The 23,747-nt window shown below is 72.7% G+C and carries 25 protein-coding genes; 13 read left to right on the plus strand and 12 right to left on the minus strand.

Annotated elements, in window-relative coordinates; all coding sequences use genetic code 11:
- Nucleotides 1-239 precede the first annotated feature (239 nt).
- The 3 genes from IIE03_RS18550 (at nucleotide 240) to IIE03_RS18560 (ending at nucleotide 4,708) form a co-directional block, all read left to right on the plus strand.
- On the plus strand, nucleotides 240-1,112 hold the full coding sequence (locus IIE03_RS18550; RefSeq protein ID WP_192864249.1) for an alpha/beta hydrolase family protein: 873 nt from the start codon (nucleotides 240-242) through the stop codon (nucleotides 1,110-1,112).
- A gap of 122 nt (nucleotides 1,113-1,234) precedes the next feature.
- Nucleotides 1,235-3,667 (plus strand): glycoside hydrolase domain-containing protein, encoded by a 2,433-nt coding sequence (locus tag IIE03_RS26845; RefSeq protein ID WP_192864250.1) that lies wholly within the window; start codon nucleotides 1,235-1,237, stop codon nucleotides 3,665-3,667.
- A 15-nt stretch (nucleotides 3,668-3,682) separates the two neighbouring features.
- Nucleotides 3,683-4,708, plus strand: a complete 1,026-nt coding sequence (locus IIE03_RS18560; protein ID WP_192864251.1) for a hypothetical protein — start codon at nucleotides 3,683-3,685, stop codon at nucleotides 4,706-4,708.
- A 21-nt stretch (nucleotides 4,709-4,729) separates the two neighbouring features.
- Here IIE03_RS18560 and IIE03_RS18565 read toward each other — a convergent pair whose 3' ends face one another.
- The 3 genes from IIE03_RS18565 to IIE03_RS18575 all read right to left on the minus strand — a co-directional run bounded on the left by IIE03_RS18565 (nucleotide 4,730) and on the right by IIE03_RS18575 (nucleotide 7,070).
- Nucleotides 4,730-5,656 (minus strand): aminotransferase class IV, encoded by a 927-nt coding sequence (locus tag IIE03_RS18565; RefSeq protein WP_192864252.1) that lies wholly within the window; start codon nucleotides 5,654-5,656, stop codon nucleotides 4,730-4,732.
- A gap of 155 nt (nucleotides 5,657-5,811) precedes the next feature.
- Nucleotides 5,812-6,522, minus strand: a complete 711-nt coding sequence (locus IIE03_RS18570) for a sulfotransferase-like domain-containing protein (RefSeq protein ID WP_192864253.1) — start codon at nucleotides 6,520-6,522, stop codon at nucleotides 5,812-5,814.
- Nucleotides 6,523-6,536: 14 nt separating this feature from the next.
- The gene (locus tag IIE03_RS18575; RefSeq protein ID WP_192864254.1) at nucleotides 6,537-7,070 is read right to left on the minus strand and encodes a CGNR zinc finger domain-containing protein; all 534 of its coding nucleotides are present in this window, start codon (nucleotides 7,068-7,070) and stop codon (nucleotides 6,537-6,539) included.
- Between the two features lie 39 nt (nucleotides 7,071-7,109).
- Here IIE03_RS18575 and IIE03_RS18580 point away from each other — a divergent pair, with 39 nt between their 5' ends.
- Nucleotides 7,110-8,123 (plus strand): EamA family transporter, encoded by a 1,014-nt coding sequence (locus IIE03_RS18580; protein WP_225997973.1) that lies wholly within the window; start codon nucleotides 7,110-7,112, stop codon nucleotides 8,121-8,123.
- Between the two features lie 46 nt (nucleotides 8,124-8,169).
- Nucleotides 8,170-9,780, plus strand: coding sequence for an NAD-dependent epimerase/dehydratase family protein (locus IIE03_RS18585; protein WP_192864255.1), 1,611 nt, complete (start codon nucleotides 8,170-8,172; stop codon nucleotides 9,778-9,780).
- An 89-nt stretch (nucleotides 9,781-9,869) separates the two neighbouring features.
- Here IIE03_RS18585 and IIE03_RS18590 read toward each other — a convergent pair whose 3' ends face one another.
- The 5 genes from IIE03_RS18590 to IIE03_RS18610 all read right to left on the minus strand — a co-directional run bounded on the left by IIE03_RS18590 (nucleotide 9,870) and on the right by IIE03_RS18610 (nucleotide 13,824).
- Nucleotides 9,870-10,910, minus strand: coding sequence for a YihY/virulence factor BrkB family protein (locus IIE03_RS18590; protein WP_192864256.1), 1,041 nt, complete (start codon nucleotides 10,908-10,910; stop codon nucleotides 9,870-9,872).
- A gap of 8 nt (nucleotides 10,911-10,918) precedes the next feature.
- Nucleotides 10,919-11,542, minus strand: a complete 624-nt coding sequence (locus IIE03_RS18595) for a DUF3618 domain-containing protein (protein ID WP_192864257.1) — start codon at nucleotides 11,540-11,542, stop codon at nucleotides 10,919-10,921.
- Nucleotides 11,539-11,991 carry a phage holin family protein gene (locus IIE03_RS18600; RefSeq protein WP_192864258.1) on the minus strand — a complete coding sequence of 151 codons (453 nt, stop codon included), beginning with the start codon at nucleotides 11,989-11,991 and terminating at the stop codon, nucleotides 11,539-11,541. The genes IIE03_RS18595 and IIE03_RS18600 overlap by 4 nt, the downstream gene beginning before the upstream one ends.
- Nucleotides 11,984-12,766, minus strand: a complete 783-nt coding sequence (locus IIE03_RS18605) for a hypothetical protein (protein ID WP_192864259.1) — start codon at nucleotides 12,764-12,766, stop codon at nucleotides 11,984-11,986. Before IIE03_RS18605 ends, IIE03_RS18600 begins: the two co-directional genes overlap by 8 nt.
- A 131-nt stretch (nucleotides 12,767-12,897) precedes the next feature.
- The gene (locus tag IIE03_RS18610) at nucleotides 12,898-13,824 is read right to left on the minus strand and encodes a CHAD domain-containing protein (RefSeq protein WP_192864260.1); all 927 of its coding nucleotides are present in this window, start codon (nucleotides 13,822-13,824) and stop codon (nucleotides 12,898-12,900) included.
- A 216-nt stretch (nucleotides 13,825-14,040) separates the two neighbouring features.
- Between IIE03_RS18610 and IIE03_RS18615 the strand changes: the two genes are divergently transcribed.
- Both IIE03_RS18615 and IIE03_RS18620 read left to right on the plus strand, forming a co-directional pair.
- Nucleotides 14,041-14,601, plus strand: coding sequence for a peptidoglycan-binding domain-containing protein (locus IIE03_RS18615; protein WP_192864261.1), 561 nt, complete (start codon nucleotides 14,041-14,043; stop codon nucleotides 14,599-14,601).
- A gap of 125 nt (nucleotides 14,602-14,726) precedes the next feature.
- On the plus strand, nucleotides 14,727-15,305 hold the full coding sequence (locus tag IIE03_RS18620; RefSeq protein WP_192864262.1) for a peptidoglycan-binding domain-containing protein: 579 nt from the start codon (nucleotides 14,727-14,729) through the stop codon (nucleotides 15,303-15,305).
- 171 nt (nucleotides 15,306-15,476) lie between these two features.
- Here IIE03_RS18620 and mqo read toward each other — a convergent pair whose 3' ends face one another.
- From mqo to IIE03_RS18635, 3 genes are all read right to left on the minus strand, one after another.
- Nucleotides 15,477-16,976, minus strand: a complete 1,500-nt coding sequence (gene mqo / locus IIE03_RS18625) for a malate dehydrogenase (quinone) (protein WP_192864263.1) — start codon at nucleotides 16,974-16,976, stop codon at nucleotides 15,477-15,479.
- 78 nt (nucleotides 16,977-17,054) lie between these two features.
- Nucleotides 17,055-17,621, minus strand: coding sequence for an SRPBCC family protein (locus IIE03_RS18630; RefSeq protein ID WP_192864264.1), 567 nt, complete (start codon nucleotides 17,619-17,621; stop codon nucleotides 17,055-17,057).
- Nucleotides 17,622-17,626: 5 nt separating this feature from the next.
- Entirely contained in the window at nucleotides 17,627-18,883 is a 1,257-nt protein-coding gene (locus IIE03_RS18635) for a GNAT family N-acetyltransferase (RefSeq protein ID WP_192864265.1), read from the minus strand.
- 214 nt (nucleotides 18,884-19,097) lie between these two features.
- Between IIE03_RS18635 and IIE03_RS18640 the strand changes: the two genes are divergently transcribed.
- The 4 genes from IIE03_RS18640 to IIE03_RS18655 all read left to right on the plus strand — a co-directional run bounded on the left by IIE03_RS18640 (nucleotide 19,098) and on the right by IIE03_RS18655 (nucleotide 21,764).
- Nucleotides 19,098-19,316 (plus strand): SCO4848 family membrane protein, encoded by a 219-nt coding sequence (locus IIE03_RS18640; RefSeq protein ID WP_192864266.1) that lies wholly within the window; start codon nucleotides 19,098-19,100, stop codon nucleotides 19,314-19,316.
- Between the two features lie 215 nt (nucleotides 19,317-19,531).
- Nucleotides 19,532-20,167: a TetR/AcrR family transcriptional regulator gene (locus IIE03_RS18645; protein ID WP_192864267.1), complete on the plus strand. Its 636-nt coding sequence runs from the start codon at nucleotides 19,532-19,534 to the stop codon at nucleotides 20,165-20,167.
- A gap of 36 nt (nucleotides 20,168-20,203) precedes the next feature.
- Nucleotides 20,204-20,869 carry a pyridoxine/pyridoxamine 5'-phosphate oxidase gene (locus IIE03_RS18650; RefSeq protein WP_192864268.1) on the plus strand — a complete coding sequence of 222 codons (666 nt, stop codon included), beginning with the start codon at nucleotides 20,204-20,206 and terminating at the stop codon, nucleotides 20,867-20,869.
- A 163-nt stretch (nucleotides 20,870-21,032) separates the two neighbouring features.
- Nucleotides 21,033-21,764, plus strand: a complete 732-nt coding sequence (locus tag IIE03_RS18655; RefSeq protein WP_192864269.1) for a maleylpyruvate isomerase family mycothiol-dependent enzyme — start codon at nucleotides 21,033-21,035, stop codon at nucleotides 21,762-21,764.
- A gap of 34 nt (nucleotides 21,765-21,798) precedes the next feature.
- On the opposite strand, the gene IIE03_RS18660 is transcribed toward IIE03_RS18655, so the two are convergent.
- Complete coding sequence (locus IIE03_RS18660; RefSeq protein ID WP_192864270.1) at nucleotides 21,799-22,272, minus strand: VOC family protein; 474 nt, start codon at nucleotides 22,270-22,272, stop codon at nucleotides 21,799-21,801.
- A 130-nt stretch (nucleotides 22,273-22,402) separates the two neighbouring features.
- On the opposite strand from IIE03_RS18660, the gene IIE03_RS18665 reads away from it, so the two are divergent.
- Together IIE03_RS18665 and IIE03_RS18670 are read left to right on the plus strand one after the other, a co-directional pair.
- On the plus strand, nucleotides 22,403-22,795 hold the full coding sequence (locus IIE03_RS18665) for a VOC family protein (RefSeq protein WP_192864271.1): 393 nt from the start codon (nucleotides 22,403-22,405) through the stop codon (nucleotides 22,793-22,795).
- 86 nt (nucleotides 22,796-22,881) lie between these two features.
- Complete coding sequence (locus tag IIE03_RS18670) at nucleotides 22,882-23,727, plus strand: siderophore-interacting protein (RefSeq protein WP_192864272.1); 846 nt, start codon at nucleotides 22,882-22,884, stop codon at nucleotides 23,725-23,727.
- Nucleotides 23,728-23,747 lie beyond the last annotated feature (20 nt).

Genomic DNA, 23,747 nt, shown 5'->3' on the forward strand with positions numbered 1-23,747 from the left:
TCCGCCGGAGCGTCCTGGGCGATCGTCCGGGGATCGTCGCAAAGGACGAGTTCACGTTAAGTCCACTTTCTCGTCATGTTGCTGCCTTTTTGGTCCTGCCTGAATGTTTCAGCCACCGCTGAATAGTGCTCCACTTCCTGACGTTCTGTGGTAGTCGGGAATGTCGTCACAGCGCTCTCCGCGGTCGCTCGCCGCCGGTAGCCGATACTCGGGGTTTCAGGTTCGGGTAGTCTGGGCGCGTGACGACCGACGATGGTGGTGCCTGGGGCGTTCGGCAGGTTGTCAGGGCGCGGGACGGGCATGAGCTCGGCGTCAGGACCTTCGAGCCCGAGGGTGAGCCTCGCGGGGTCGCGGTGATCGTGCCCGCGTTCGCCGTGCCCGCGTCGTTCTACGCGGGCTTCGGCGAGTGGCTCGCGGGCCACGGGATCCGCGCCGTCACGTTCGACTACCGCGGGTTCGCGTCGTCGTCGGGCGGCCGTCATCTGCGCGAGGTCGATGCCGACCTGCTCGCGTGGGCCGGGGACGCGGCCGACGTCGTCGGCTGGGCGGCGGAACACGCCGACGGCGTCCCCGTCACCTACGTGGGGCACAGCCTCGGCAGCCAGATCCTGGGCCTCGGGAAGTACGAGGTGGTGGACCGTGCGCTGTTCGTGGCGGGCGGGAACCCGCACGCCGAGATCAGCAGGTCGCGCATGGCGTGGGCGGCGCCGTTCGCGTTCCGGGTGCTGCTTCCGGTGGTCATCAGGATGAACGGGTACTACCCGGGCAAGCGCGTGCGGTTCATGGGCAACGCGCCCGCCGGGGTCATGCGGCAGTGGCTGCGCTGGGCGCAGCACCCCGAGTACCTGCTGGGCGAGGTCCCGCACGCCGCCGACGCGTACGGTTCGGTCGAGATGCCCATCGTCTCCCTGCACATGACCGACGACGAACTCGTGACCCGGGAGACCACCGAGGCCATGGAGAGGTGGTACTCCGGCGCCGACCTGACCCACCGCGAGGTCACGCCCGCCGAGCTGGGCGGCGATCGGGTGGGACACCTCGGCTTCTTCAAGCCGAGGTTCGCCGCGGGCTGGGACCGGGTGGTCCTCCCCGCGATCGCGACCACGCGGTAGAACATCCGATTTGACTCGCTTCCGCGCTCGTCCTAGCGTGCGTCCCGAATCATCGACCGGGTGAATTTCGTGCCGTGAAGTGCGCGGACAGGCTGACGACACGTGCGAGTAGGGATGCCTCAGTGAACGATCACGTGCTGGAGTCGCAGGCGTGGCTCAACGCCAACTACGGTTCCCGCCCCGGTTGGGAGACCCTGGACGAGGACGGAGTCATCGGCTGGCAGACCGTCCAGGGGGTGCAGAGGGCTCTCCAGGCCGAGCTGGGGATCTCGCCGCTCGTACCGGGGTTCGGCGACGCGGCGAGGGCGGCGTTCCGCGCCCGGATCGGCCGGATCGACGGCGGGACGACGGACACCCGCCTTCTGATGATCTTGAGTTGCGCCCTGTGGTGCAAGGGCTCGCCGGGGCTGCCCAGCGCCTTCTACCACCCGGGGGCAGGCGACCCGGATCCGGCGTTCGGCATGATGAGCGGCAGCGTGGCGGACCTGCGGGTCGCCCTGGGCCTCGGGGCAGCCGATCCGCACGTGGACGTCAAGATGATGGCGTGGCTGCTGTCGATGGAGACGTATCGCCTGATCTCCGGCGGCACGGCGCCCGTGCAAGCCGTCCAGCGCTGGCTGAACGGCACGTACGCCGACGAGCCCGCGCTCGACCTGGTCGCCACGCACGGGCTGTTCTCCCGGTCGACGCACCGCGCGCTCATGATCGCGACCCAGATCGAGATCGGGGTCCCGGCCCGGGAAGCGAACGGCGTTTTCGGGCCGCAGACCAGGGGGCGGCTCAGGGGCGACTACCGGGACGAGGACGGCGAGCCCGTGCCGGTCCACCGCGGGCCCTACTTCGACCACCTGTTCCAGGCGTGGCTGACGGTCAACGGCTACCCGCTGGTGGTCGACGGGGACATCGACGCCCGAACCAGGCGCGCCGCCGCGGAGTTCCGCGAGTTCATGGCCCTGACGGACGTGGGCGACATGAGTGCCGGCACGTGGATGGCGCTCATGGTCTCCTGCGGTGACCCGGATCGGGACGTGACCGGATTCGACCACGCCCTGCAACTGGCCGCGGCGGACTACGAGGACGCGCGGGACAAGGGCTACCGCGTCGTGGGCCGCTATCTGTCCGGCGTGACGCAGCGCGACGGCGTTCCGTACGACAAGTTCCTGGGTATCGACGAGATCAGCGCCCTGAAGGCGAAGTCGTTCGGCCTCCTGCCGATCTATCAGGTCATGGAGAACGACGTCTCGTACATGTCCTACGACAACGGCTACCGTCTGGGTGTCCTGGCGACGCAGCGCGCACATGTCGTCGGCCTGCCCGAGAACTCCGTCGTCTACTTCGCGGTGGACTTCGATGCGCACGGCGCGACGGTGACAGGGCCGGTGATGGACCACTTCCGTGGCATCGACGACGCGGTCTCCTCGGTGTCGGGGACCTACCCGCTTCGAGTCGGTGTCTACGGCGGGCGCAACGTGTGCGACCTGGTGGTCAAGGAAGGGCTGGCCGCGGCGTCGTTCATCGCCGGTGCCGCGTACGCGTGGGTCGCGAACATGGGCCATCCGATGCCGCGGTCCTGGCACTACAACCAGATACAGGCCACCGACCTCACCCTGGCGGGAACGTCTCGCGAGATCGACAAGGTCGTCGTCTCGCCCGCCGCCGAGCCCGTCGACGCCTGCCTGATCGCCGGGCCGCCTCCCGAACTGGACGGACGGGCGTCGGCGACGGGCTACGGTCTCGACCTCGACTGGTTCATCGGCGCGACGCACGACGTCGAACGCGGGTTCGCCGCCCGTGGCGACGCGTTCGACCGGTACCGGGACGCGGCCGACGACTACCTCGTCCAAGCCATCCAGCGCCTCGCGCACCCCGGTGCCCCGTGGCGGGCGTACGCCCCGTTCGGGGCCCCCGAAGCCCTGGAGGCCGCGGGCGAGGTCCTGGCCGCACGGGAGCTCGGGGTGTTCGACGAGATCCGGGACGCCCGGCGCTTCGCGGTGGCGCTCCGCGGGCACGAACGCCACGGCGTCGTTCCGCGGGGATGGTCCGCGTGGACGCCGGGCGACCTCGGTGGCTGGGGCTTCGACCTCTATTCGCTCTGGGTGAGGCTGGCTGCCGGGAAGGCCGCGGCTCGCATCCCCGCAGGTGACGTCTACGAGTTCGTGTCGGACAACCTGGGCGGCGACGAATCGCTCTTCAGCACGAGGGACCTCGTCGCCGATGCGGACGCGGTGCTGGTCGCCTCCCGCCGGGAAATGCTGGTCGCCTCCCGCCGGGAGGCCGAGGGCCGCTACTCCGCGGTCCTCCGGGACGTCCTGTCCACCGATGCCCAGGGGCGCATCCGGCAGTTCTACCGAACGCGCTTCGCGGGCAGGAGATCTACCGCCGTGGACGCGGTCTCTCAGCTGGCGGCCGGCGTCGATCACGGGTCGGTGCGGGAGGCCTTCGGCATGACGTACAACGAGGTGTGCGGATCCCCGGATCCGTTCCTGCCGAAGCCGACGGTCGTGCAGGCGGAAGCGATGGGACGGGCGTTCGCCGATCTCATCGACGGCATCTGAACGATGGAGGATCATGTGGACGCAGGCAGCTCGACGGTGGGGCGTCGTGCGGTGCTCCGGGCGGCGGCGCTGATGAGCGCGACCGTCGCGGTGGGCGCGCCGTTCGGTTCCGATGCGGTCGCCGCGGAGGGGTCCGGCGGTGGAGGCCTCGCGCTGGAGGAGATCGTTCCACCCGACGTGATGCCCTCCGGCGGCGCCGCGCGGCAGGCCGTGCCCCACGTCCTCGGCGTGCGGATCAGGACCGGCCCGAGGCTGGTGGCGGCCGGGTCGCAGGTCAGGTTCCGGTGCGACGTGAAGGGCTACGACTTCAGCTCCGGCACCGCGATTCTCGCGCACGGGCAGACCGGTGTCGTCACCGAGGTCCCGCTCGTCGTGGCCGACGGCGAGGCCCGGGTCGTGCTGGACGACGGCCTCCAGGAGGGGAGCACCTACGCGCTGCTCGCCGCGTCGGCCGTGGGCGAGCACTTCATGGATGCCAGACCGTCGCCGGGGCGCACGGTCCAGGCGGAGCTCGCGGAGCCCGACGGCGGCCGGATCGCGAAGAAGGTCCTGTCCAGGACGACGCCCGGCGCGTCCGCGCCGGAGTGGAAAGCCGCCGTGGCCCTGAGCGTGACCGGCGCCGGCGCGGACGGGGTCATCGCGTGGATGGCGGTGAGCGCGGTCGGTGCCGCCCCCGTGCCGGCCGGTACGGACGTCATGGTCCTCGGCACGTCGGCGATGAACCTGACGGTCGTCGACGGGACCCTGCCCGGGCGCGAGGACGTGGCGCCACGCTTTTCCGACTCCGGTGCCCGCGCGGCGGTCCGTCTCCGGCCGGTGGGCGGTGGCCGGTGCGCGACGTGGCGGGTGACGTTGTCGGAGAGGATCCCGGCGCGGTCGAGTCTCGTCGTCCCCCTGCGGCTCGACGGTTCCGACCTGCCGGAGGGCTTGAGCCTGATGGCCGACCTCAAGCCGCGCGCGCAGAAGAGTGCGTGGCGGACGTCGGGAGCGGAGTCCACGGAACCGGTGATGCCGGCCTCCGTGCTCGGCGCGCCTGCCTGAGGCCCCCGGGCCGGAGAAAGGTCAGCAGACCGGCGTGCCCGACGTCGCCGTGAGGTCGGCGTAGGCCGACGTCAGCAGTGCGGTGACCGGGCCCGGGCCGGATGCCGGCCCGCCGTCCGCCGTCGTACCCGCGCCGATCGGGCGGCCGTCCACCGACAGGACCGGCGCGAGGCCGCCCATCGTGCCGGTCACGAAGGCCTCGTCGGCGGTGTACAGGTCCGTCAGCGAGAAGTCGCCGACGGAGGTCGGGATGCCGGCCTCCGCGGCCAGGTCGAGCACCGTGGCGCGGGTGATGCCCTCCGGGCAGGCCCGCGTCGTGGAGGTGCGCAGGACGCCGCCCGCGACGTGGAACACGTGTGTCGCGTTGGTCTCGGCGATGTAGCCGGCGTCGTCCAGCATGAGCGCGTCGTCGGCGCCGGCCACGTTCGCCTCGATCTTCGCCAGGATCGACGTGAGCAGGTTGTTGTGGTGGATCTTCGGATCCAGCGAGTCGGCGCGGTGGCGCCGCACGGACGAGGTCACCAGGGTGATGCCGCCGGCGTCGTACACCGGCGGCTTGAACTCCGCGAGGACGATGAGCGTCGGCCCGGCCTGGTTGAGCCGCGGGTCCATGCCGGACGTGATCTTCTCGCCGCGGCCGAGCGTGAGACGGATGTGCACGTCGTCACGCATGTCGTTGGCGGCGAGGGTCTCGCGGATCGCGCCGATGACGTCCTCGTCGGACGGGATCTCCGTGAACGCCAGCGCCTTCGCCGAGCGGCGCAGGCGCGCGAGGTGCTCGGTCAGGGCGAAGATGCGCCCGTCGTGCAGGCGCAGTCCTTCCCAGACGCCGTCGCCACCCTGGACCAGGGAGTCGAACGGGCTGACGCGCGCCTCGTCGCGATGGGTGAGCCTGCCGTTGATCCAGACCTGCAGGTCACGGTTGCGCTCGTCGAACGTCTGCAGCATGGGTGGTCCTCTTCTGATGGAGATCGGTGGGCGTCCCGGTCAGGGCGCCCGATCGGGGGCGGCTTGGTCCGTGCGGTGCGGCCGCACGACGGCGTGCCGGGCGCGGCGTGGGCGCGGGCCGGCGTCGGTCTGTCCCGGCACGGGTTCAGGTGACATCACGGACGGAGCGCGTACGGCGCGAGGCGGTCGTAGTACGGCAGGCAGCGTTCCAGGAGGGGGCGCAGGCGCTCCGGGAGCGGGTCGCGCGTGCCCGGGGACTCCGTGGCGAAGCCGGTGGACGCCTCGACGCCCGCGTACCAGTGCTTCGCCCAGACGCCGTCCTCCTCGCGGGGTCCGGGCGGCCAGGACAGCATCGCGTCGTCGAACTCCAGGCCGAGCGCCGCGCACAGCGCGGTGAGGGTGGCGCGGGGGTCGCGCAGCACGTCGGCGGCGTCGACCACCGGGCCGCCGAACCGCTCGTACAACTCGACCTGCTGCGGCAGGCCGAGGTCCTCGAGCGTGGGCTCCGAGCGGACCTTGGCGTAGGAGACCAGCACGCGCTCGGGATCGCGGATCAGGAACGCGTGCGTGAGGAGAGCGAGGGGCTCGCGGGGCGTGCTCGGCAGCACGTGGTGCGTCATGTGCTTCTGGTACTGCACGGCCGTGGGGACGACGCCGGTCGTGAGCTCGCGCAGTACCGTGGCCGGGTCGGGGGACTGGGACGCGATGACCTCCGCGGCGCCGGGATGGTCGATCCCGGTGGTGTCGAGGTAGGCCGCGTACAGCGGTTCGTCGACCGCGGACGTGTCCGGCCGGTTCCCGAAGCTGCGCATCATCGCGGTCGACAGGTTGCGGGGGCCGGACCACATCGCGATGCGCAGCGTCATGGTGGGCAGGGTACTCACGCACGCCGTCGGTCGCGGTACGCGGCGACGGCGGCGCGGTTGCTGCACCGCGTGCTGCAGAACTTGCGGGAGCGGTTGCGGGAGAGGTCGAGGACCAGGCCCTCGCAGGTCGGATCGGCGCAGACCGACAGGCGGGACATCTCGTCGGCGCGGATCAGGTCGGTCATGGCGAGCGCCGTCTCCGCGGCGACGTGATCGGCGAACGGGGCGTCGTCGGGCACGGAGTGGAGGTGCCAGTCGGTCTCGCCGTGGCGGACGAGGCGGGGTACGGCCGAGACGTCGGCCAGGATCCGGTTGGCCAGCTCGGCGGCCGTGTCCCGGTCCGCGGTGAGGAGCTCGCGCAACCGGGGGATCAGCGCCTGGACGGCAGCGAGCTCGGCCTCGTCGCCGTCGTGCCGGACGGTGTAGCCGTGCGCGGTGTAGAAGGCGTCGAGGTCGGCGACCGTCTCGAGCGTGCGGGGCGGTTCCGCCGAGTTCACGAGGGCGACGGCGGCTCGCAGGTTCGGTTCGGTGTCATGCTCGAAAAGCATGTTGACACATTACCTCGCCGAGCTCTACGGTCATGAGTCATGGCGGACATGACTCATGACATCGGCGGATCGGGAAGCGGCCCGGCCGCCGTGGCCGGCGAACGTGCCGCCGCGACGCCGCCGGGTCCCGCCGGCGCGAGCTCCGGCGCACGGGCGACGGCCGGCATCGCCTTCGCCCTGCTCGCCGCGGCGACGTTCTCGCTCTCGGGCCCGTTCGCCCGCGGCCTGCTCGACGCCGGGTGGACGGCGGGCGCGGCCGTCACCGTCCGGGTCCTCATCGGCGGCGCCGTGCTGGCACTCCCGGCAATCCTGGCGCTCCGTGGCCGGTGGGCCCTGCTCCGCGCGAACGTCTGGTCGCTCCTGGTGTACGGCCTGGTCGCGGTGGCGGGCACGCAGCTCACGTTCTTCTACGCGGTGTCGTACCTGGACGTCGGCGTGGCGCTGCTCATCGAGTTCCTCGCGCCCGTGGCCGTCGTCGGCTGGATGTGGGCGCGGCACGGCCGGCGGCCGGGCCTGCTCACCTGCGTCGGCGGGGTCGTGGCGCTCGGCGGGCTCGTCCTGGTGCTCGACCTCGCGGGCGACGGCGGGATCAGCGTGCCCGGAGTGCTCTGGGCGCTGGGCGCCATGGTCGGCGCGGCCGGCTACTTCGTGATGTCGGCGCGGCCGACGGGGCTGCCGCCGGTCGCCCTCGCGTCCGGCGGGCTGCTCGCGGGCGGCGTGTCGTTGCTGGTCGCCGGGCTCGTCGGGGTCGTGCCGCTGCGGGTGGCGGCGGAGGCCGTGCGATTCCAGGGCTTCACCATTCCCTGGTGGGTGCCGGTGCTCGGGCTGGGGGTCGTCACCGCCGCCGTCGCCTACGTGGCGGGGATCGCGGCGAGCCGCCGGCTGGGCGCACGGCTGGCGTCGTTCGTCGGACTGACCGAGGTGATGTTCGCCGTGCTGGCCGCCTGGCTCCTGCTGGGCCAGGCCCCGGCCCCGGTGCAGATCGTCGGAGGCGCGCTGATCCTCGCCGGCATCGTCACCGTCCGGGCGGGGGAGCGGGGACTGCCCGTCTGAGGTGCCGCCGGGTGCGAGCGCCCGGCGCGGGTGCCACGGTGGTTCCATGCGCGTCGTCGTGGTCGGAGCCACCGGAAACGTCGGGACCGCGCTGCTGCGCGCCCTGCATCGCGAACCGCGGATCACGTCCCTGCTGGGCATGGCCCGCAGATTCCCCGACCGTGGCGCCGCGCCGTACCGGCACGCCGAGTGGAGGCCGGTCGACGTCGCCGCCGAGGGCGCCGGCGAGGCGATGATCGCGGCGCTCGCCGAGGCGTTCCGCGGTGCGGACGCCGTCGTGCACCTCGCCTGGCTGGTCCAGCCCAACCGCGAACGGGACCTGCTGCGCCGCACGCACGTCGACGGCACACGCCGGGTGGCCGAGGCGGCCGTCCGGGCCGGCGTGCCGCACCTCGTCGTCGCGTCGTCCGTCGGGGCGTACTCCCCGGTGGGCAACAACGTGCCGCAGGACGAGGACTGGCCCACCGACGGCATCCCGACGTCGCACTACAGCGTGGACAAGGCCGCGCAGGAGCGGGTGCTGGACGAGATCGAGGCGGCCCACCCCGACATCGCCGTGGCGCGGCTGAGACCGGCGCTGACCTTCCAGGGCGACGCCGCCAGGTCGGTGGCGCGCTACTTCCTGGGCCCGCTCGTACCGCTCCGGCTGCTGCGACACGGCAGGCTCCCGGTGCTGCCCCTGCCGGCCGGCATCCGCGCGCAGGCCGTCCACGCCGACGACGCCGCGGACGCGTACCGCCGCGTCATCCTCGAACGGGCACGCGGGGCGTTCAACGTCGCCGCCGACGACCTCTTGCTCGCCCGGGACCTCGCGCGGCTCGTCGACCACGGCAGACTGGTCGAGGTGCCGCCGGCCGCGGCCCGCATGGCGCTCGCCGCCGCCTACGACGCACGTCTGATCCGCACCGATCCCGGCTGGCTCGACATGGCGATGACCGTGCCGGTGCTGGACAGCACCCGGCTCCGGTCCGAGCTCGGCTGGGTGCCGCGCCGGACCGCGGCGGAGGCCGTCGCGGAGTTGCTGCGGGGCATGGCGATCGGCCAGGGGATGCGTTCCGCCACCCTCCGTCCCGCGACGACGCGGCCGCCGGGATCGTCGGTCCTGCCGCTGCGACACCGCGGGAACGTCCGGATCCCGGAGTCGCTCGACCGCCGTCTGCTCGGTCTCTACCTCTCCGACCACTTCACCGGGGCCACGGCGGGCCTGGAGCGCATGGAGTTCATGGCGGGGACCTACCGCGACACGCCCTTCCATGCCGAACTGGCAGAGGCGACCGAACAGCTCCGCGCCGAGCGCGAGCTGTACCGGGACCTGCTGGACCGGCTCCACGTGCCCCGCCGCCCGCATCGGCAGGCGGCGGCCTGGATCGGTGAGCGGGCGGGCCGGCTCAAGTTCAACGGCAGGATCACGCGGCGGTCGCCGATGTCGGCGGCGTTCGACACCGAGTTCATGCGCGCGGCGGTGGTGGCGAAGGTCGGCGGCTGGCGGACGCTGCGCCGGCACGCCGACGAGATGGGCCTGGATCCCCGGCAGCTCGACGAGCTGATCGACCGGGCCCACGGGCAGCTCGACATGCTCGAGCGCTTCCACGGCTACGCACGGGAGAGGGCGTTCCGGAACGGGCAGGCGCTCGGGTCGTTCGACGTCGAGGGCTGAGGTTCGTCCGTGCGGCCGTCTGCCCGTGCGGCCGGGACCGTGCGACGTCGAGGGCCGGCCCGTCCTTGCGGCGCCCCGAGCGCCTCGTCTCACTCGCGCAGGGCCGCCTCCCGCAGCTCCCGCCCGCGATCGATCTCCCTGCGGTGCTTCGCCTCGCGCTTCTCGCTCGCGCGCACGTCCTTGGGCGGAAGCCGCAGCGACTCCTCCGCCGGGATGCCGTTCCGCAGCTCCCGGCCGCGCTCCAGCTCGGCGTCGAGCTCGGCGCCGAACAGGAGCGCGAGGTTCGTGATCCACAGCCACAGGAGGAACACGATGATCCCGGCGAGCGATCCGTAGGTGGCGTCGTAGTTCGAGAACGTCGCGACGTAGACGGCGAACGCGGCGGACGCGAGCACCCAGAGCACGATCGCGACGAACGCGCCCGTGCTCATCCAGCGCATCCTGGGCCGGCGTACGTTCGGCGTCACGTGGTACAGGATCGCGACGAGGACGACCACGAGCGCGAGCACCACCGGCCATTTCACGACGTCCCACACCGTCACGGCCGCTGCCCCGAGCCCCACGGCGTCACCCACCGCTCGCGCGACGGGGCCGCTCAGCGCGATCGCCGCCACGATCACGGCGGCGATCAGCACCGTGACCACGGTGACCAGCAGCAGGACGGGGCGCAGCTTCCAGAACGGCCGGCCCTCGTCGACCTCGTAGATGCGGTTCATCGCACGTCCGAAGGCGCTGACGTACCCGGAGGCCGACCACAGCGCGACGGCGACGCCGACGATCAGTGCGATGCCGGCGCGCCCGCCGGCACCGGCGGCGTTCTCGACGAGCGGCCCCACCACCGACAGCACGTCCGGCGGCACCACGCCGTCGAGCGTGCCGACCACCCGGTCGACCGCCTCTTCCCCGTCGCTCACCAGCCCCAGCACGGACACGAGCGCGAGCAGGGCGGGCGCCGCTGCAAGCACGGCGAAGTAGGTCAGCGCCGCGGCCAGATCCAGGCACTGGTCGCGGGAGAACTGCCGCACCGTGGCTCGGAGTGCGGAGGTCCAGCTCTGCCGGCGCAGGTTCGGCGGCGAGTCCGGCGCACGCTCCGCGTCCGGGGGCGGGTCGGGGTTCGGACGGGCGGACATCGGCGTGCTCAGCCCTCGCCGGTCGCCCGCGAACGGATGTCGTCGGCGGCCTCGCGACCGTGCTCGCCGAGCGACCGCGCCGCGTCGCTCGCGGCGTCCCGCACGGCCTCGGCGCTCTCCCGCGCCGGTTCCTGGAGGTCGTGCACGGCCTCGGTGGCGCCGGCCCTGACGTCCTCGATCGGCCCGGCGTTCTCCTCGACCGCGACGGCGGCGCGCCGCTCGGTGCGGCTCGACGGCAGGAGGGAGGCGACGACGAGCCCCACGCCGAAGGCCACCATGCCGACCGCCAGCGGATTGCCCTGCGTCTGCTCGCGCACGGCGCGCGGCGTGGAACCGACGGTCTCCGCCACCGAGGACGCGGTGCCGCGGGCGCGGTCCGCGGCCGACGCCGCCGCCTCGCGCCCCTTGTCCGCCATCTCGTGCCCGGTGTCCTGCGCCGTGCCCACCGTGTCGTGCGTCGTGCCCATGACACGCTCCTTCAGGTGCGTCACGCCGGACCTCATGCGGTCCATCCGGCGTCGCGCCATGTGACTCGGGTTCACGCGGTCGCCGAGCGCGTCCACGTCGCGGCTCAACTCGCCCCGCGTGCGCTCGATGTCGTCTCGGATCGCCTCGGGATCGTTCGTGCTCATGAGTTCTTCTCCTCGTGTCCTCGGAGAGCCTGCGGGATCTTCTTGACCGAGTCGGCCGTCTCGGGCGCCCCGTCGACCGCGCGCAGCTCGCTGCGCCCGCGCATCGCGAGCACCGCGGCGACGACCGCCCAGACGGCCGCGACGATCAGTGCGGACCAGCCGCCGCCGACGAGCGAGCCGAGCCACCACCACAGGGCCAGTGACAGGAACAGCAGGACCAGATGGCCGGCGACGCCGGCGACGCCGAACATCCCGGCGCCCTTCCCGGCGCGCCGGGCCGACTGCCTCATCTCGGCCTTGGCGAGCTCGATCTCCTGCCGGACGAGCGTGGAGAGGTCGCGACCGACCTCGCCGACCAGCTCGCCCAGGCTTCGTTCGTCGTCCCGGACCGGTGTCGCGGGGGAGGAGGCCGGCGCCGCGGGGCCTCGGGGTTCGGTCGTGTCAGGCATGGGTGCCACCTCCGGCCTGGGTTCCGGGAGCCGGGGGCGGGACGGGCGGCGGGATCGTCGGCCGCACCGTGCTCTCGGACGACGTCGGGGCGGGCGGCTCGTCGGGCGAGGCGTCACCCGGGACGGCGGGGGCGGTCGGGACCGTACCGGTCGTCTCGCCGGCCGGTGCCGAGGCCGGCGCGGGGCGCCCGGCCGGCGCGTTGACCGCCGCCGGCTCATGCCCCTCCCCGGTCCCGCTCGCGTCCTTCATCCCGCGCAGGAACCGCCCGACCACCAGGCCCGCTCCCGCCGCGAGGGCGATGAACACGCCGGGCCGGCGCCGGGCGAAGTCCTCGATCTCCCCCAGGATCGCGCGGGGTTCCCGGTCCTCCAGCCAGCGGGCGGCCTGCCCGGTCGCGTCTCCGGCCCGCCGGACCAGGTCGGTCGCGTACCCGGGGTCCCGGGACGCGCTCGCCATCCGGCCCAGCTCGTCCTCCATCGCGTGCAGGCTGTCCGCCACCCACTGCTGCTGCGACCGCGCCTGCGAGTCGAGCTCGGACCGGGTGCGGTCGAGCAGGCCGCGAGCCTGGGCGGTCGTCTCGTGGGCGACGTCGCGCGCTTTCTCCTTGACGTCCTCGGTCATGGTCCGGCCGGCGTCGGCGGCCTCCGCCGCCGTGTCCGTCACTCGTTCCCTCACTCCGGTCGGGCCTGTCCCCGTCCGGGACGTGTCGTTGCCGGACGGCGAGGTGGACCGCGAACCGGATCCTCCCTCGTACGGGGTTCCCGTCTCGCTCATGGTCGGTCTCCTGTCGTCGTCGCGCCCGGCGTCCGGCCGGGCGGTCTGGCGGCAGAACACGGTCCGCGGCGGACTCGTGCTCCACCCGGGCGGCCGCTTCATGACCTTCTTCCAACCTAGGACGGCCGGCGTCACTCACAACCCGGCCGACTCCGCTCCGATCTGTCGTCGACGGCGGCGAGCAGGGTGTCGTACGGCGCCAGGTCCTCGCCGTCCGACTTCGCGCGAGAGCGTTCCTGTTCCAGCCAGTCGCGGAGGGCGACGTCGTCCTGCCGCGCGCCGAGGTGGGACTGCACCTTCTTGAGGCGCTTGGCGTGGTCGCGTGCCTTGCGGCCGGGCTCGCCCGGCACGGCGTCCGCGACGAGCTCGGCCGCGTAGCGTGCCCGCTTGGCCGCACGGCGGGCGCGATGCCAGGCGACGTCGGCGGCCGTTCCCGTGCGCTGGCCGGCCTTTCGCTCCAGCGTGACGAACCGCTTCCGTGCGCTCCGCGCGGCGGCGACGAGGCGGCGGGCCTCGTCGCTCGCCGGGGGCCGGCCCCGTACCGCTCCGGCCGGCCGGCGTGCGTCCCGCGCGTGACCGGCAGGGTCGCCGGGTGCCGGGCAGGAGGGCTCGGCAGCGGATTCCCCCGGGGCACCGATGAAGGCGTCGAGGTCCGCGAGCAGCGCGACGTGCCCGGGCGTGTCGAGGAGTTCGACGACGGCGGTCCGGGCGCGTTCGTACTCGTCGGCGAGCCGGCCGTCGAGCCGGTCGGCGAGATCCGCGACCTCGGGACCTCCGGCGTCGTCGGCCTTCATCGCCGACACGCGGGTGCGGAGGAGCTCGCGGAACACCTCGGCGTCGCGGGCCCTGCCGAGCACCCGGCCCCACTCCTGGAGGCGGCTGCCGAGCGATCCCGCCCCGGGCTCGTCGGCGGCGAAGACGCGCAGGGCGCTGCGGATCTTGCGGACGGCGACGCGCGCCTGGTGCACGCTGTCGGGCACGTCGGTCCGCACGGCGTCCTGGTGGCGGCGCAGCGCGCCCGCCTTCTCGCGCAGGTACTCGGCGACGACGGGGTCCACCTCACCGTTCTACACCCGGCGGCAAGCGCGGATGTTTCAGCGGGGGTTGAAAGGTATTGAGCGACGTCGCCCCGCTTCATACCGTGATGACCGTTTCCCCCACATGAGGCCCTCAGCGGTCCGTGCCCACGGGGCGATCCGGTGAGCCGGCGACCGGCGAGCCGTGCGAGGAAGCGCGACGAGAGAGAGGTGGGTTCACGGATGCGTGGATCACGGATGGTGACGCGTCTGGCCGCGGTGGCGGTCGGGGCGCTGGTGACGGTCGCGGGTGTGTCCGCGACCGCGTCGGCGACGGAGGCCGACGAGGGCGCGTACAGCACGAGCTTCTGGGACGGCGGGAGCGGGCTGACCGACGACTTCGGCGACCACTACGACGAGATCGGCAACTCGCTGTGCAACGGCTGCGCCGACTCCTGGGACACGGGAAGCGTCCGGGCCTGGCAGGCGATCCTGTTCGTCGAGGGATACCTCACGCACACGCAGATCGACGGCAGGTTCGGGCCGAACACGGCCAGCGCGACGTGGAGCTACCAGGATGACCACGACCTGGGGAGGGACGGGCAGGTCGGACCGCAGACCTGGGGGTACGCCGACAACCAACTGCGGTGGAACTCGTCCAGGACCCAGGTGCTCTACCGGGGCGCCGAGGGCTCGGTGTACTTCGAGCGCGGCAACAGCGCCCACGGCAACGCCGAGGGCGGGGGCGCCTATCGCATCATCAAGGCGTGCGCGTCCACCCACTGCGAGTCCTTCGGAAGCCCGCGGATCCACCACTAGACACGGCGACGGCTGACGAACCCGGCGCCCGTGTCAACGGGCGCCTCGGCCGGCCGGACCGCCCGGCCTGCCGTGCGACGAAGCACGACGAAAGGAAGGTGGGTTCACGGATGCGTGGATCACGGATGGTGACGCGTCTGGCCGCGGTGGCGGTCGGGGCGCTGGTGGCAACCCTCGGGATGGCCGGCACGGCCTCGGCCACGGAGGCCGACGAGGGCGCGTACAGCACGAGCTTCTGGGACGGCGGGAGCGGGCTGACCGACGACTTCGGCGACCACTACGACGAGATCGGCAACTCGCTCTGCAACGGGTGCGCCGACTCGTGGGACACCGGAAGCGTGCGCGCCTGGCAGGCGATCCTGTACGCCGAGGGGTACATCACCCAGGCCGACATCGACGGCAAGTTCGGGCCGGGTACCGCGAGCGCGACCTGGGAGTACCAGGACGACAACGGCCTGGGCAGGGACGGGAAGGTCGGCCCGCAGACCTGGGGCTTCGCGGACGACCGCCTGCGCTGGAACTCGTCCCGCACCACGGTGATCTACAGCAGCGCCAGTCGTGCCGGCGCGGTGTACTTCGAGCGCGGCAACAGCGACCACGGCAACCCTGGGGGAGGCGGCGCGTACCGCCTGAAGTCGACGTGTATCACGTTCACGTCCACGCCTCACTGCAAGTCGTTCGGTAGCCCGCGCATCTACCACTGACGCGCGTGCCTCGTTCGCCGGCCGCCGCGCCCAGGCGGAGGAGATCGGTGCCCAGACCGCCGCTCCGTCGCGGGCGGCCGCGGACGGACGAATGCCGCGTGGTCGGCAGGTGAGTGCCTGCCGACCCCGCGGCGTTCGTCGCGTGACGGTGCGATCTCGGCTCGCGGCGTCTCAGCGCGCGGCGACGCGTTCTGTCCGGGCGAGCGCGGCGGCGTCGTCGGCGATCGACGAGCCCTCGCCGGCCAGGGACGGCATCATCGTCGCGAGCTGCGGCCGCCAGCCGTCGTAGCGGTCGGCGAAGCACCGCTCCAGCACGCCGAGCATCGCGGACACCGCGGTGGACGCGCCCGGCGAGGCGCCGAGCAGGCCGGCGATGGAGCCGTCCTGCGCCGCGATGACCTCCGTGCCGAACTCCAGGACGCCGCCCTTGCCCTTGACCCACTTGATCACCTGGACCCGCTGGCCGGCGGTGATCTTCTCCCAGTCGCCCGGCTTCGCGGTGGGCATGAACTTCTGCAGCTCGTAGAACTTCGTCTCCGGGGCCGCGGCGACCTGGCCCACGAGGTACTGCGTCAGGTCGAGGTTCTTCAGGCCCGCGCCGAGCATCGAGAACAGGTTGTGCGCCCGCAGGCTGGTGATCAGCCCCAGGTACTTGCCCTTCTTGAGGTACTTGGGCGAGAACCCGGCGTACGGGCCGAACATGAGGTAGCTCTGGCCGTCGACGACGCGGGTGTCGAGGTGCGGCACGGACATCGGCGGAGCGCCCACCTCGGCCTTGCCGTACACCTTGGCGTTGTGCTCGGCGACGACGTCGGGGTTCGACGTGCGCAGGAACTCGCCGGAGATCGGGAAGCCGCCGTAGCCGCGGATCTCCTTGATGCCCGCGGCCTGCAGCAGCGGCAGTGCACCGCCGCCCGCGCCGACGAACACGAAGCGCGCCGTGACGGTCCTGCCGCGGGTCTCGGCGTTCCAGGTGCGGTCGCGCAGCGACAGGCGCCAGCGTCCGTCACGCAGCTTCTTCAGGCCGGTGACCTCGTGGTTGGTGTGCAGGTCGGCGCCCTGGCGCACCTGCAGGTCGATCAGCTTGCGGGTGAGGGCGCCGAAGTCGACGTCGGTCCCGGCCGCGGCGCGGGTGGCGGCGACGGGCTCGTCGGCGTCGCGGCCGGTGGTGAGCAGCGGGGCCCACTCGGCGATCACGGCGCGGTCGTCGGTGAACTCCAGGTCCTCGAACAGCGGGTGCTCGCGCAGTGTCTCCCAGCGGCGCCGGAGGTAGTCCACGTTCTTCTCGCCGCGCACGAACGTCATGTGCGGGGTGACGTTGATGAAGTCGGTGCCCTCCATCAGACCGGCCGTGAGCAGGTGGTTCCAGAACTCGCGCGACGTCTGGAACTGCTCGTTGATCTTGACGGCCTTCGAGATGTCGACCGAGCCGTCCTTGCGCTCCGGCGTGTAGTTCAGCTCGCAGAGCGCGGCGTGGCCGGTGCCCGCGTTGTTCCAGGGGCTGGACGACTCCTGGGCGACCTCGTCGAGCCGCTCGTAGATGCCGATCCGCCAGCTCGGCTCCAGGACGGACAGCAGGGCGCCGAGCGTGGCACTCATGATGCCGCCGCCGATCAGCGCGACGTCGACGTCGGTCGCGAGGGGCTTCTCAGTGGTGCGCGGAAGGTTCACGCGATCCACTGTAGGACGCTTGTGAAGACTGGAACAAAGTTGGTGGTGCAGGTCACAAGGATCTCGCGGTGACGTCGCTCACGACGGTGCGAGGGCCCGTGCCAGATGCCGCGTGAGGCCGCGTTCTCCCGCCCGCATCACGCGGGCATGGGCCCAGACGCAGAGCGCGGGCGCGGCTCGGGCGACCAGGGCCGGCCGTCCTTTTGTCGGAATGACGACCCAGGTCAGACGCACCTCGGTGGGGCCGTCCGGTCGCTCGGAGACCGCCACCGACCCGCCACCACGCAGGTCGCCCGACACCCGCAGCTTGGCCCGCCCGGGCCGCTTCTGCGCAGGGCGCCCCGGCCCAGGGTGCTCGGGCCCAGGGTGCTCCGGCCCGGATCGCAAGGGGCCGGGAGCGTGGGCCTCGACGAGGTCCAGGCGCAGATCGAGCGTGCCGCCCACCGGGCTCCGCACCCGCAGCCGTACCCACGACCCCGCCCCACCGAGCCCGTCGGGGCCCGCGATCATGCCGACGCGCTCGGCGTGCAGGCCAGGCCACCAGGCAGGCCAGGTGAACCCGGGGTCGGCGAGGACCTCCCACACCCGCGGCGCGGGGGCGGGGATGCTCCAGGTGGTGATCAGCCGGAAGGTGCGGGCGGGCATGCGCGTCAGAAGTAGTCCCGCACGTGCACCTGCCGCCCCGAGAACATCGCGGTCAGGGCGGAGTCCCACTTCTCGGTGCCCTCCAGGTGACCCGCCATGCGCAGGTTCCGCGCCGACTGCGCCCCCGCGTACAGGAGGGCCAGGCCGTTCGCCGTGAGCACGGGACGATCGTGGTGCGCGTCGACCACGTCGATCTGGTCCCGTTCGAGATGTGCCACGCCGGCGGAGACGTCGATCGTCCACGCTCCCGACAGGTCCGCCCCGCCGTGCGACAGGTCCGCCCCGCCGCGCCGCTCCGTGCGCGTGGAGGTGTCCGCCACGGCGAACGGGACAGGGCCCGCCACCGGCGCGAGCCACGCGCCCTCCAGCGCCCGCTCCACATCCAGGACGCGGAGCATGTACGGATGCTCCACGACCCGTCGCAGGCTGAGATCCGGCAGCACGAGCCAGGCCGGGTCGATCCCCGCCCCGCTGCCCGACGTCGCCACCCGGGCCGTCCCGACCACCGTCGAGAACGAGCCGAGCGTGCGCCACAGGGCCCGCGCCGCGTCGGGCGTCAACGCGATCAGGTCGTCGACCTCCATCACCGTCGTCGCCGGCGTGTCGCCCGAGCCGCGGGTCCAGCTCGCGAAGCCCACGACGGTGCCGTCCTCCACGGCGAGCGTGATGCCCGTGTACTCCTCGACGTACTTCTCCGGGGACGTCCAGAACGGCTCCTCGGCCCGGCTGATCGGGCCGTTCTGCCCGGCCGCCCACGCGGCGTGCACCGCGGTGATCGCCTCGACGTCGGCGGTGGTGGCGCGCCGCGTGACGACGCCCGACGGCGCGGCCGTGCGCGCGACCCGGTCCAGCGGCACGTCGACGTCGTCGAAGGAACCGATCACCTCGTAGCCGAGCCTCCGGTAGATGCCGGGGGCGCTCGGGAAGAGGGTCGAGATCGCCTCGCCGCGCTCGCGGGCCTCCTCGAGGGCGGCATCGAACATCGCGCCGACGAGTCCGTTGCCCCGCCGTTCCGGCTCGACGGCGACTCCCGCGATCCCGGCGGTCGGGACACGCCCGCCGTGGAACCACGACGTGAACCCGTACACGCGCAGCCGGGCCGCGAGTGCGCCGTCGTCGAACACGGCCCACTCGCGGTTCGACGTCGACTCCCACGTCTCGCGCGACGGGACCGGGCGTGGCCCGCCGCCGAACGCCTCGGAGCCGAGGCGCTGGTACTCGGGTTGGTCGTCGTAGGTGACGCGGCGCACGGTCAAGGTCATGGTCGCGACACTACCCGGGCACACCGACATCGAGGAGGGAAACGGCGGCGGAGCGGTCGCGCATTCGTGGCAGGTGCCCGGGGCGCGGCGCGGACGACCGGGAGCGGGCCGACGGACCCGCCGGCCCGAGGGCTGAGGGCGATACCGACCGGCCGCAGCCGCGCCTCGTTGCCGACCGCTGCCGGCCCGAGGAGCCGAGGGCGATACTTGCCGTGTGAATCTTCCTGTCGCCTGGTCCGTCCTGCTCATCGTGACCGCCGGATGGAACCTCCTGATCTGGCCGAGCTTCTGGCGGCGCATCGCCGCCGACCCGCGCTCCCGCGACGACGCCGGCCGCCCCACCCGGTTCCTCACCGTGCACGCGGTGCTGATCGCGGTCTCGCTGGCGCTCGGCCTCGCAGTCGGCGTGCTGGGCGTCCTCAGCCTGTTCTGACCCCGGCACCGGCGACGTCCCGCTCCCGGCCCGGTCGCAGCATCGGCCCTCGGCGCCGCCGCAGCCCTGTTCTGACCCCGGCTCCGTGTTGACGGAGGTTCAGCAGGGCCCTGGAGACCTTCCGGGGCCGGACATGTGGATTCGAAACCCTGTTGAACGCGATTCGGTAGTGGCAGCCGGTTGCTACCATACCTGGAGGTAGGTATGGTAGCGGCGTGTCCCGGGTACAGGAAGCTCAAGGGGGGTCGGCCCGCCGTCGCCTCGTCGCCGCAGCGCAGGAGCTGTTCGCCCGCCAGGGCGTCGGAGCCACCAGCCCGCGGCAGGTGATGAGCGCGAGCGGCGTCGGGCAGGGCAGCCTCTACCACCACTTCCCGACCAAGCACGACCTCGCCATGGCGGGCGTCGCGGCCACCACCGCCGACGCCGTGGAGCTCGCCCGCGCCGAGCTGCGCGGGAGCTCCGCCGCCCTCGACCGGATCCGCTCCTACGTCGGCCGGCGGCGCGACGCGCTCGCCGGGTGCAAGGTCGGCCGGCTCACCAGCGATCAGGCCGTGATGGACGACGCCCAACTGCGCGCCGTCGTCGGCCGCTACTTCACCGACCTCCTCGACGAGGTCGCCGCCGCCTTCCGTGAGTCGGGCCTGGCCGACGCCGCCGCCCGCGACCGCGCGCACGCCGCCGTCGCGATCGTGCAGGGCGGCTACGTCCTCGCCCGCGCGACGGGCGACCCCGAGGCGATGACCGCGGCGGTCCGCGGCTTCGTCGGACTCCTGGGCGAACCCGAGAACGCATCGCCGGGCGGACCCATGTCGTCCGGCGGTGGCGCCCCATCTGCTACGACCAGGGCGTGACCCACGCCGTCGTCCCCGAACCTCAGGAGCACCCGCATGACCGGACCCGCCACCCTCCGCGAGCGCCTGCGTGCACTCGAGACCTTTCCACGTCCAGGGCTGCCAGAGCTCGATCCGGGCGCGGCGCCCACCACGCCGCACGAGCTGTTCGGCATCTGGCTGGACGAAGCGATCGACGCGGGCGTCCTCGCCCCGCACGCCGTCGTCCTGTCGACGGCCGACGTCGCCGGGAACGTGCACGCTCGCACCGTGATCCTCAAGGACGTCACCGACGAGGGCTGGTGGTTCGCGTCGCAGTCGAGCGGGCCGAAGGGCCGCGACCTGGAGGCGAACCCGCACGCGGCGATGACGTTCCTGTGGCCCGGCCTGGGCCGCCAGGTTCGCGTGTCGGGGACGGCGTCCCCGGCGGATCCCGGGACGAGCCGCGCCGATTTCCTCGCCCGCCCCGACCTGTCCCGGGCGGCAGGGCTCGTGAACCGGCAGAGCGAGCCGCTCGGTTCGCTCGCGGAGTACGACGCCGCGTTCGCCGCCGCCCTCGACGCCGTGACGGCCGATCCCAGGCTTGTCGCGCCCGAGTGGACCGCTTTCGCCCTGGCGCCCACGGAGGTCGAGTTCTGGCAGGCGTCCGACGACGGCCCGCACGTCCGCCTGCTGTACCGCGAGGACGGCGCGGGCTGGACGACGGGGCTGCTCTGGCCGTGAGCCGGGAGGCCGCCCTCGCACGACCCGACGGGGCCACGACGACAGCGCCACGACGACGGAGCCACGACCACAGTCGCGACCACCACGACCACGACCACGGTCACGGCCACAACGCCGCGACCACAGCGCCAGACGACAGCACCACGACCCACAGGGAGACACGATGACCAGCGAGACGACCGCCGGGACCGACGCCTCGATCGAGCACGCCCGCACTGACTCGTTCGCGGCGCTCGACGCGCTGATCGACGCCGTCCGGACGCTCCCCGAGGGGGCCGGTGGCGAACCGTCCGCGCTGCCGGACTGGACCCGAGGTCACGTCCTCGCGCACGTGGACGGTGTGGCCCATGCGCTGGCCCGGCAGGCCGAGTACGCGGCGCGCGGGGCGCGCGTCCAGCCGTACGACGGCGGGGTCGAGGGGCGCAACGCCGCCATCGAGGCGGGGTCGGGCCGCACACTCGCGGAGCACGTCGACGCGCTGACCGCCGCCCGTGAGCGTCTGGCGGCCGCGTGGCCGGAGCCGGGTTCACCGCTGTGGGAGGCGCCGACGTCGTACCGCGAGGGACCGGTCAGCGGGTGCCTGCTGGCCTGGTGGCGCGAGGTGCGCATCCACGCCGTCGACGCGCGCGTGGGCCTCGGGTTCGACACGTGGGACGCCGGCCTGCGGGCGCACCTGCGGGACTTCCTCGCCGTGCGGCTTCCGGAGGACGTGGTGCTGCTGTCCGACGACGAGGAGCGGGCACCGTCGTCCCCGGTGACCGTGGTCTCGGGTGCCGCGGCCGACGTCGTCGCCTGGCTCGCCGGCCGTGACCCGGCGGGTCCGGTCCGCGCGACGCGCGAGGGCGCGGAGGTCCCGCTCCCGGAACTGGCACCCTGGCCGTCGGCCCAGCGCTGAGCCAGGGCCCGGAACCTCCCGGCGCGCCCTGCCGTCACGCCTCGGCGGACTCGGCGGACTCGGCGGACTCGGCGGACTCGGCGGACTCGGCGGACTCGGCGGCGAACGCCTCCCTCATGGCCTCCTCGTCCATGTAGGCGACCTCCCAGTGGTGGCCGTCCGGGTCGGCGAAGGCGCGGTTGTACATCCAGCCGTAGTCCTGCGTGTCGTTGGACTCGGTCCCGCCGGCGGCGAGGGCGGCGTCGGCGACGCGGTCGACCCCCTCGCGGGAGTCCGCGCCGAGTGCGTTGATCACGCGGACGCCGTCGTCGGCGACGTCGTGCCTGGTGAAGCCCTGGAGCTTCGCCTTGGTCATGATCATGGCGAAGATGTTCTCGCCGAGGACGATGCAGCTGGTGTTCTCGTCGCTGAACTCCGGGTTCTTCGCGAAGCCGAGGGCCTCGTAGAACGCGGTGCTCCGGGCGACGTCGGCGACGGGAAGATTCACGTAGATCTGGTTGATCGACATCGTTCTGCTCCTGGGAATCGGTGTGTTCTCTCGTGCGTACACCTCTGTCGACGCGGCGGCATCCCGAAACTCATCGGTACTCGTGGTGGTGTTTTCACGGCCCGGCCCGATCGATGGGAGAGTTCATGTCATGGTTGCCTTCATCTCCCATGTCGCCGTGGACTGCCACGACCCCTACGCCCTGTCCGAGTGGTGGAAGGACGTGCTCGGCTACGTCGAGGACCCGGACGACCCCAACGACCCCGAGCACGAGGAGTGCTACATCGAGGACCCGAAGGGCAAGCGGGTCCCGGTCGTGTTCATCAAGGTCCCTGAGGGCAAGACGGTCAAGAACCGGCTCCACTTCGACCTGCGGCCCAAGGCCGGCGAGCGCAACGCCGAGTACCAGCGCCTGCTGCGGCTCGGCGCGAAGAAGGTGGCGGACCACCGGGGGATCGACGGGCCGGGCACGGGCTGGGTCGTGATGGCGGACCCGGAGGGCAACGAGTTCTGCATCCTGCGCAGCGAGGCCGAGCTGGGCTGACAGGGCTGGAGCGAGGGCGGCTCGAGCGAGTTGCCTCGGCCGAGGCGCCTTGCCAGGATTACTAAGGTTTGCCTAACCTTGCCCGCATGAGTGGATACAACGGGCGGAAGGCCGTCGACCCCGAGGTCGTCATGGCCGAGGTCGTGGAGACCAAGCGGGTCTCGCCGCACATGATGCGCGTGACGCTCGGCGGAGAGGGGATCGGCCGGCTCACCGTGCAGGGCTACGACCAATGGTTCCGCCTGTTCATGACGCGACACGGCCAGGACAACCTGAAGCTGCCGACGGCGTCGTCGGGCTGGTGGTACGCCCAGTACCTCGCCACGCCCCGGTCGCGGCGCCCGCACGTGCGCAACTACACCATCCGGGCGGCGCGCACCGAGCTCAACGAGATCGACGTCGACTTCGTGGTGCACGAGGACGCCGACGGCAGCACGGGACCCGGCGCCGGATTCGCCACCGGCTGCCGCGCGGGCGAGCGCGTCGGGATCCTCGACCAGGGCGTCGGCTACAACCCGCGGCACGAGCACGACTGGGTCCTGCTCGCCGCCGACGAGTCCGGGCTGCCGGCCGTGGCAGGCATCTGCGAGTCGCTCCCCGACGGGAAGGGCGGCCTCGCCGTCGTCGAGGTCCCGACCGCCGCCGACAAGCAGGACTTCAAGGCCCCGCCGGGCATGGAGGTGCGCTGGGTGGTGCGCGACGAACTCCCGGGTGCGGCGGACGACGGCGCCGGGCACGACGTCGTCCCCGGCGCGGCCGCGCTCGAGGCCGTGCGCGCCGCCGACCTTCCCGACGGCGAGGGTTACGCCTTCGCGATCGGGGAGTCGGGCCTGGCCACGGGCGCACGCCGGCACCTGGTGAACGAGCGGGGCGTGCCCAAGGCGCACGTGGACTTCGTGGGCTACTGGAAGCACGGCAGGGCGTCGAGCTGAGTCCGGCGATCGTGCGCCGG

The sequence above is a fragment of the Myceligenerans pegani genome, assembly GCF_014892515.1.
Classification (GTDB): Bacteria; Actinomycetota; Actinomycetes; order Actinomycetales; family Cellulomonadaceae; genus Myceligenerans; species Myceligenerans pegani.

What these genes read in the sequence shown, in the direction of transcription:
- IIE03_RS18665 (WP_192864271.1), top strand. Translation starts at nt 22,403, where the DNA reads ATGGTTGCCTTCATCTCCCATGTCGCCGTGGACTGCCACGACCCCTAC.
- IIE03_RS18585 (WP_192864255.1), top strand. Translation starts at nt 8,170, where the DNA reads ATGCGCGTCGTCGTGGTCGGAGCCACCGGAAACGTCGGGACCGCGCTG.
- IIE03_RS18590 (WP_192864256.1), bottom strand. Translation starts at nt 10,910, where the DNA reads ATGTCCGCCCGTCCGAACCCCGACCCGCCCCCGGACGCGGAGCGTGCG.
- IIE03_RS18660 (WP_192864270.1), bottom strand. Translation starts at nt 22,272, where the DNA reads ATGTCGATCAACCAGATCTACGTGAATCTTCCCGTCGCCGACGTCGCC.
- IIE03_RS18565 (WP_192864252.1), bottom strand. Translation starts at nt 5,656, where the DNA reads ATGCTGCAGACGTTCGACGAGCGCAACCGTGACCTGCAGGTCTGGATC.
- IIE03_RS18620 (WP_192864262.1), top strand. Translation starts at nt 14,727, where the DNA reads ATGGTGACGCGTCTGGCCGCGGTGGCGGTCGGGGCGCTGGTGGCAACC.
- IIE03_RS18595 (WP_192864257.1), bottom strand. Translation starts at nt 11,542, where the DNA reads ATGAGCACGAACGATCCCGAGGCGATCCGAGACGACATCGAGCGCACG.
- IIE03_RS18670 (WP_192864272.1), top strand. Translation starts at nt 22,882, where the DNA reads ATGAGTGGATACAACGGGCGGAAGGCCGTCGACCCCGAGGTCGTCATG.
- IIE03_RS18570 (WP_192864253.1), bottom strand. Translation starts at nt 6,522, where the DNA reads ATGACGCTGCGCATCGCGATGTGGTCCGGCCCCCGCAACCTGTCGACC.
- IIE03_RS18605 (WP_192864259.1), bottom strand. Translation starts at nt 12,766, where the DNA reads ATGAGCGAGACGGGAACCCCGTACGAGGGAGGATCCGGTTCGCGGTCC.
- IIE03_RS18575 (WP_192864254.1), bottom strand. Translation starts at nt 7,070, where the DNA reads ATGCTTTTCGAGCATGACACCGAACCGAACCTGCGAGCCGCCGTCGCC.
- IIE03_RS18655 (WP_192864269.1), top strand. Translation starts at nt 21,033, where the DNA reads ATGACCAGCGAGACGACCGCCGGGACCGACGCCTCGATCGAGCACGCC.
- IIE03_RS18600 (WP_192864258.1), bottom strand. Translation starts at nt 11,991, where the DNA reads ATGCCTGACACGACCGAACCCCGAGGCCCCGCGGCGCCGGCCTCCTCC.
- IIE03_RS18615 (WP_192864261.1), top strand. Translation starts at nt 14,041, where the DNA reads ATGGTGACGCGTCTGGCCGCGGTGGCGGTCGGGGCGCTGGTGACGGTC.
- IIE03_RS18635 (WP_192864265.1), bottom strand. Translation starts at nt 18,883, where the DNA reads ATGACCTTGACCGTGCGCCGCGTCACCTACGACGACCAACCCGAGTAC.
- IIE03_RS18650 (WP_192864268.1), top strand. Translation starts at nt 20,204, where the DNA reads ATGACCGGACCCGCCACCCTCCGCGAGCGCCTGCGTGCACTCGAGACC.
- IIE03_RS18630 (WP_192864264.1), bottom strand. Translation starts at nt 17,621, where the DNA reads ATGCCCGCCCGCACCTTCCGGCTGATCACCACCTGGAGCATCCCCGCC.
- IIE03_RS18580 (WP_225997973.1), top strand. Translation starts at nt 7,110, where the DNA reads ATGGCGGACATGACTCATGACATCGGCGGATCGGGAAGCGGCCCGGCC.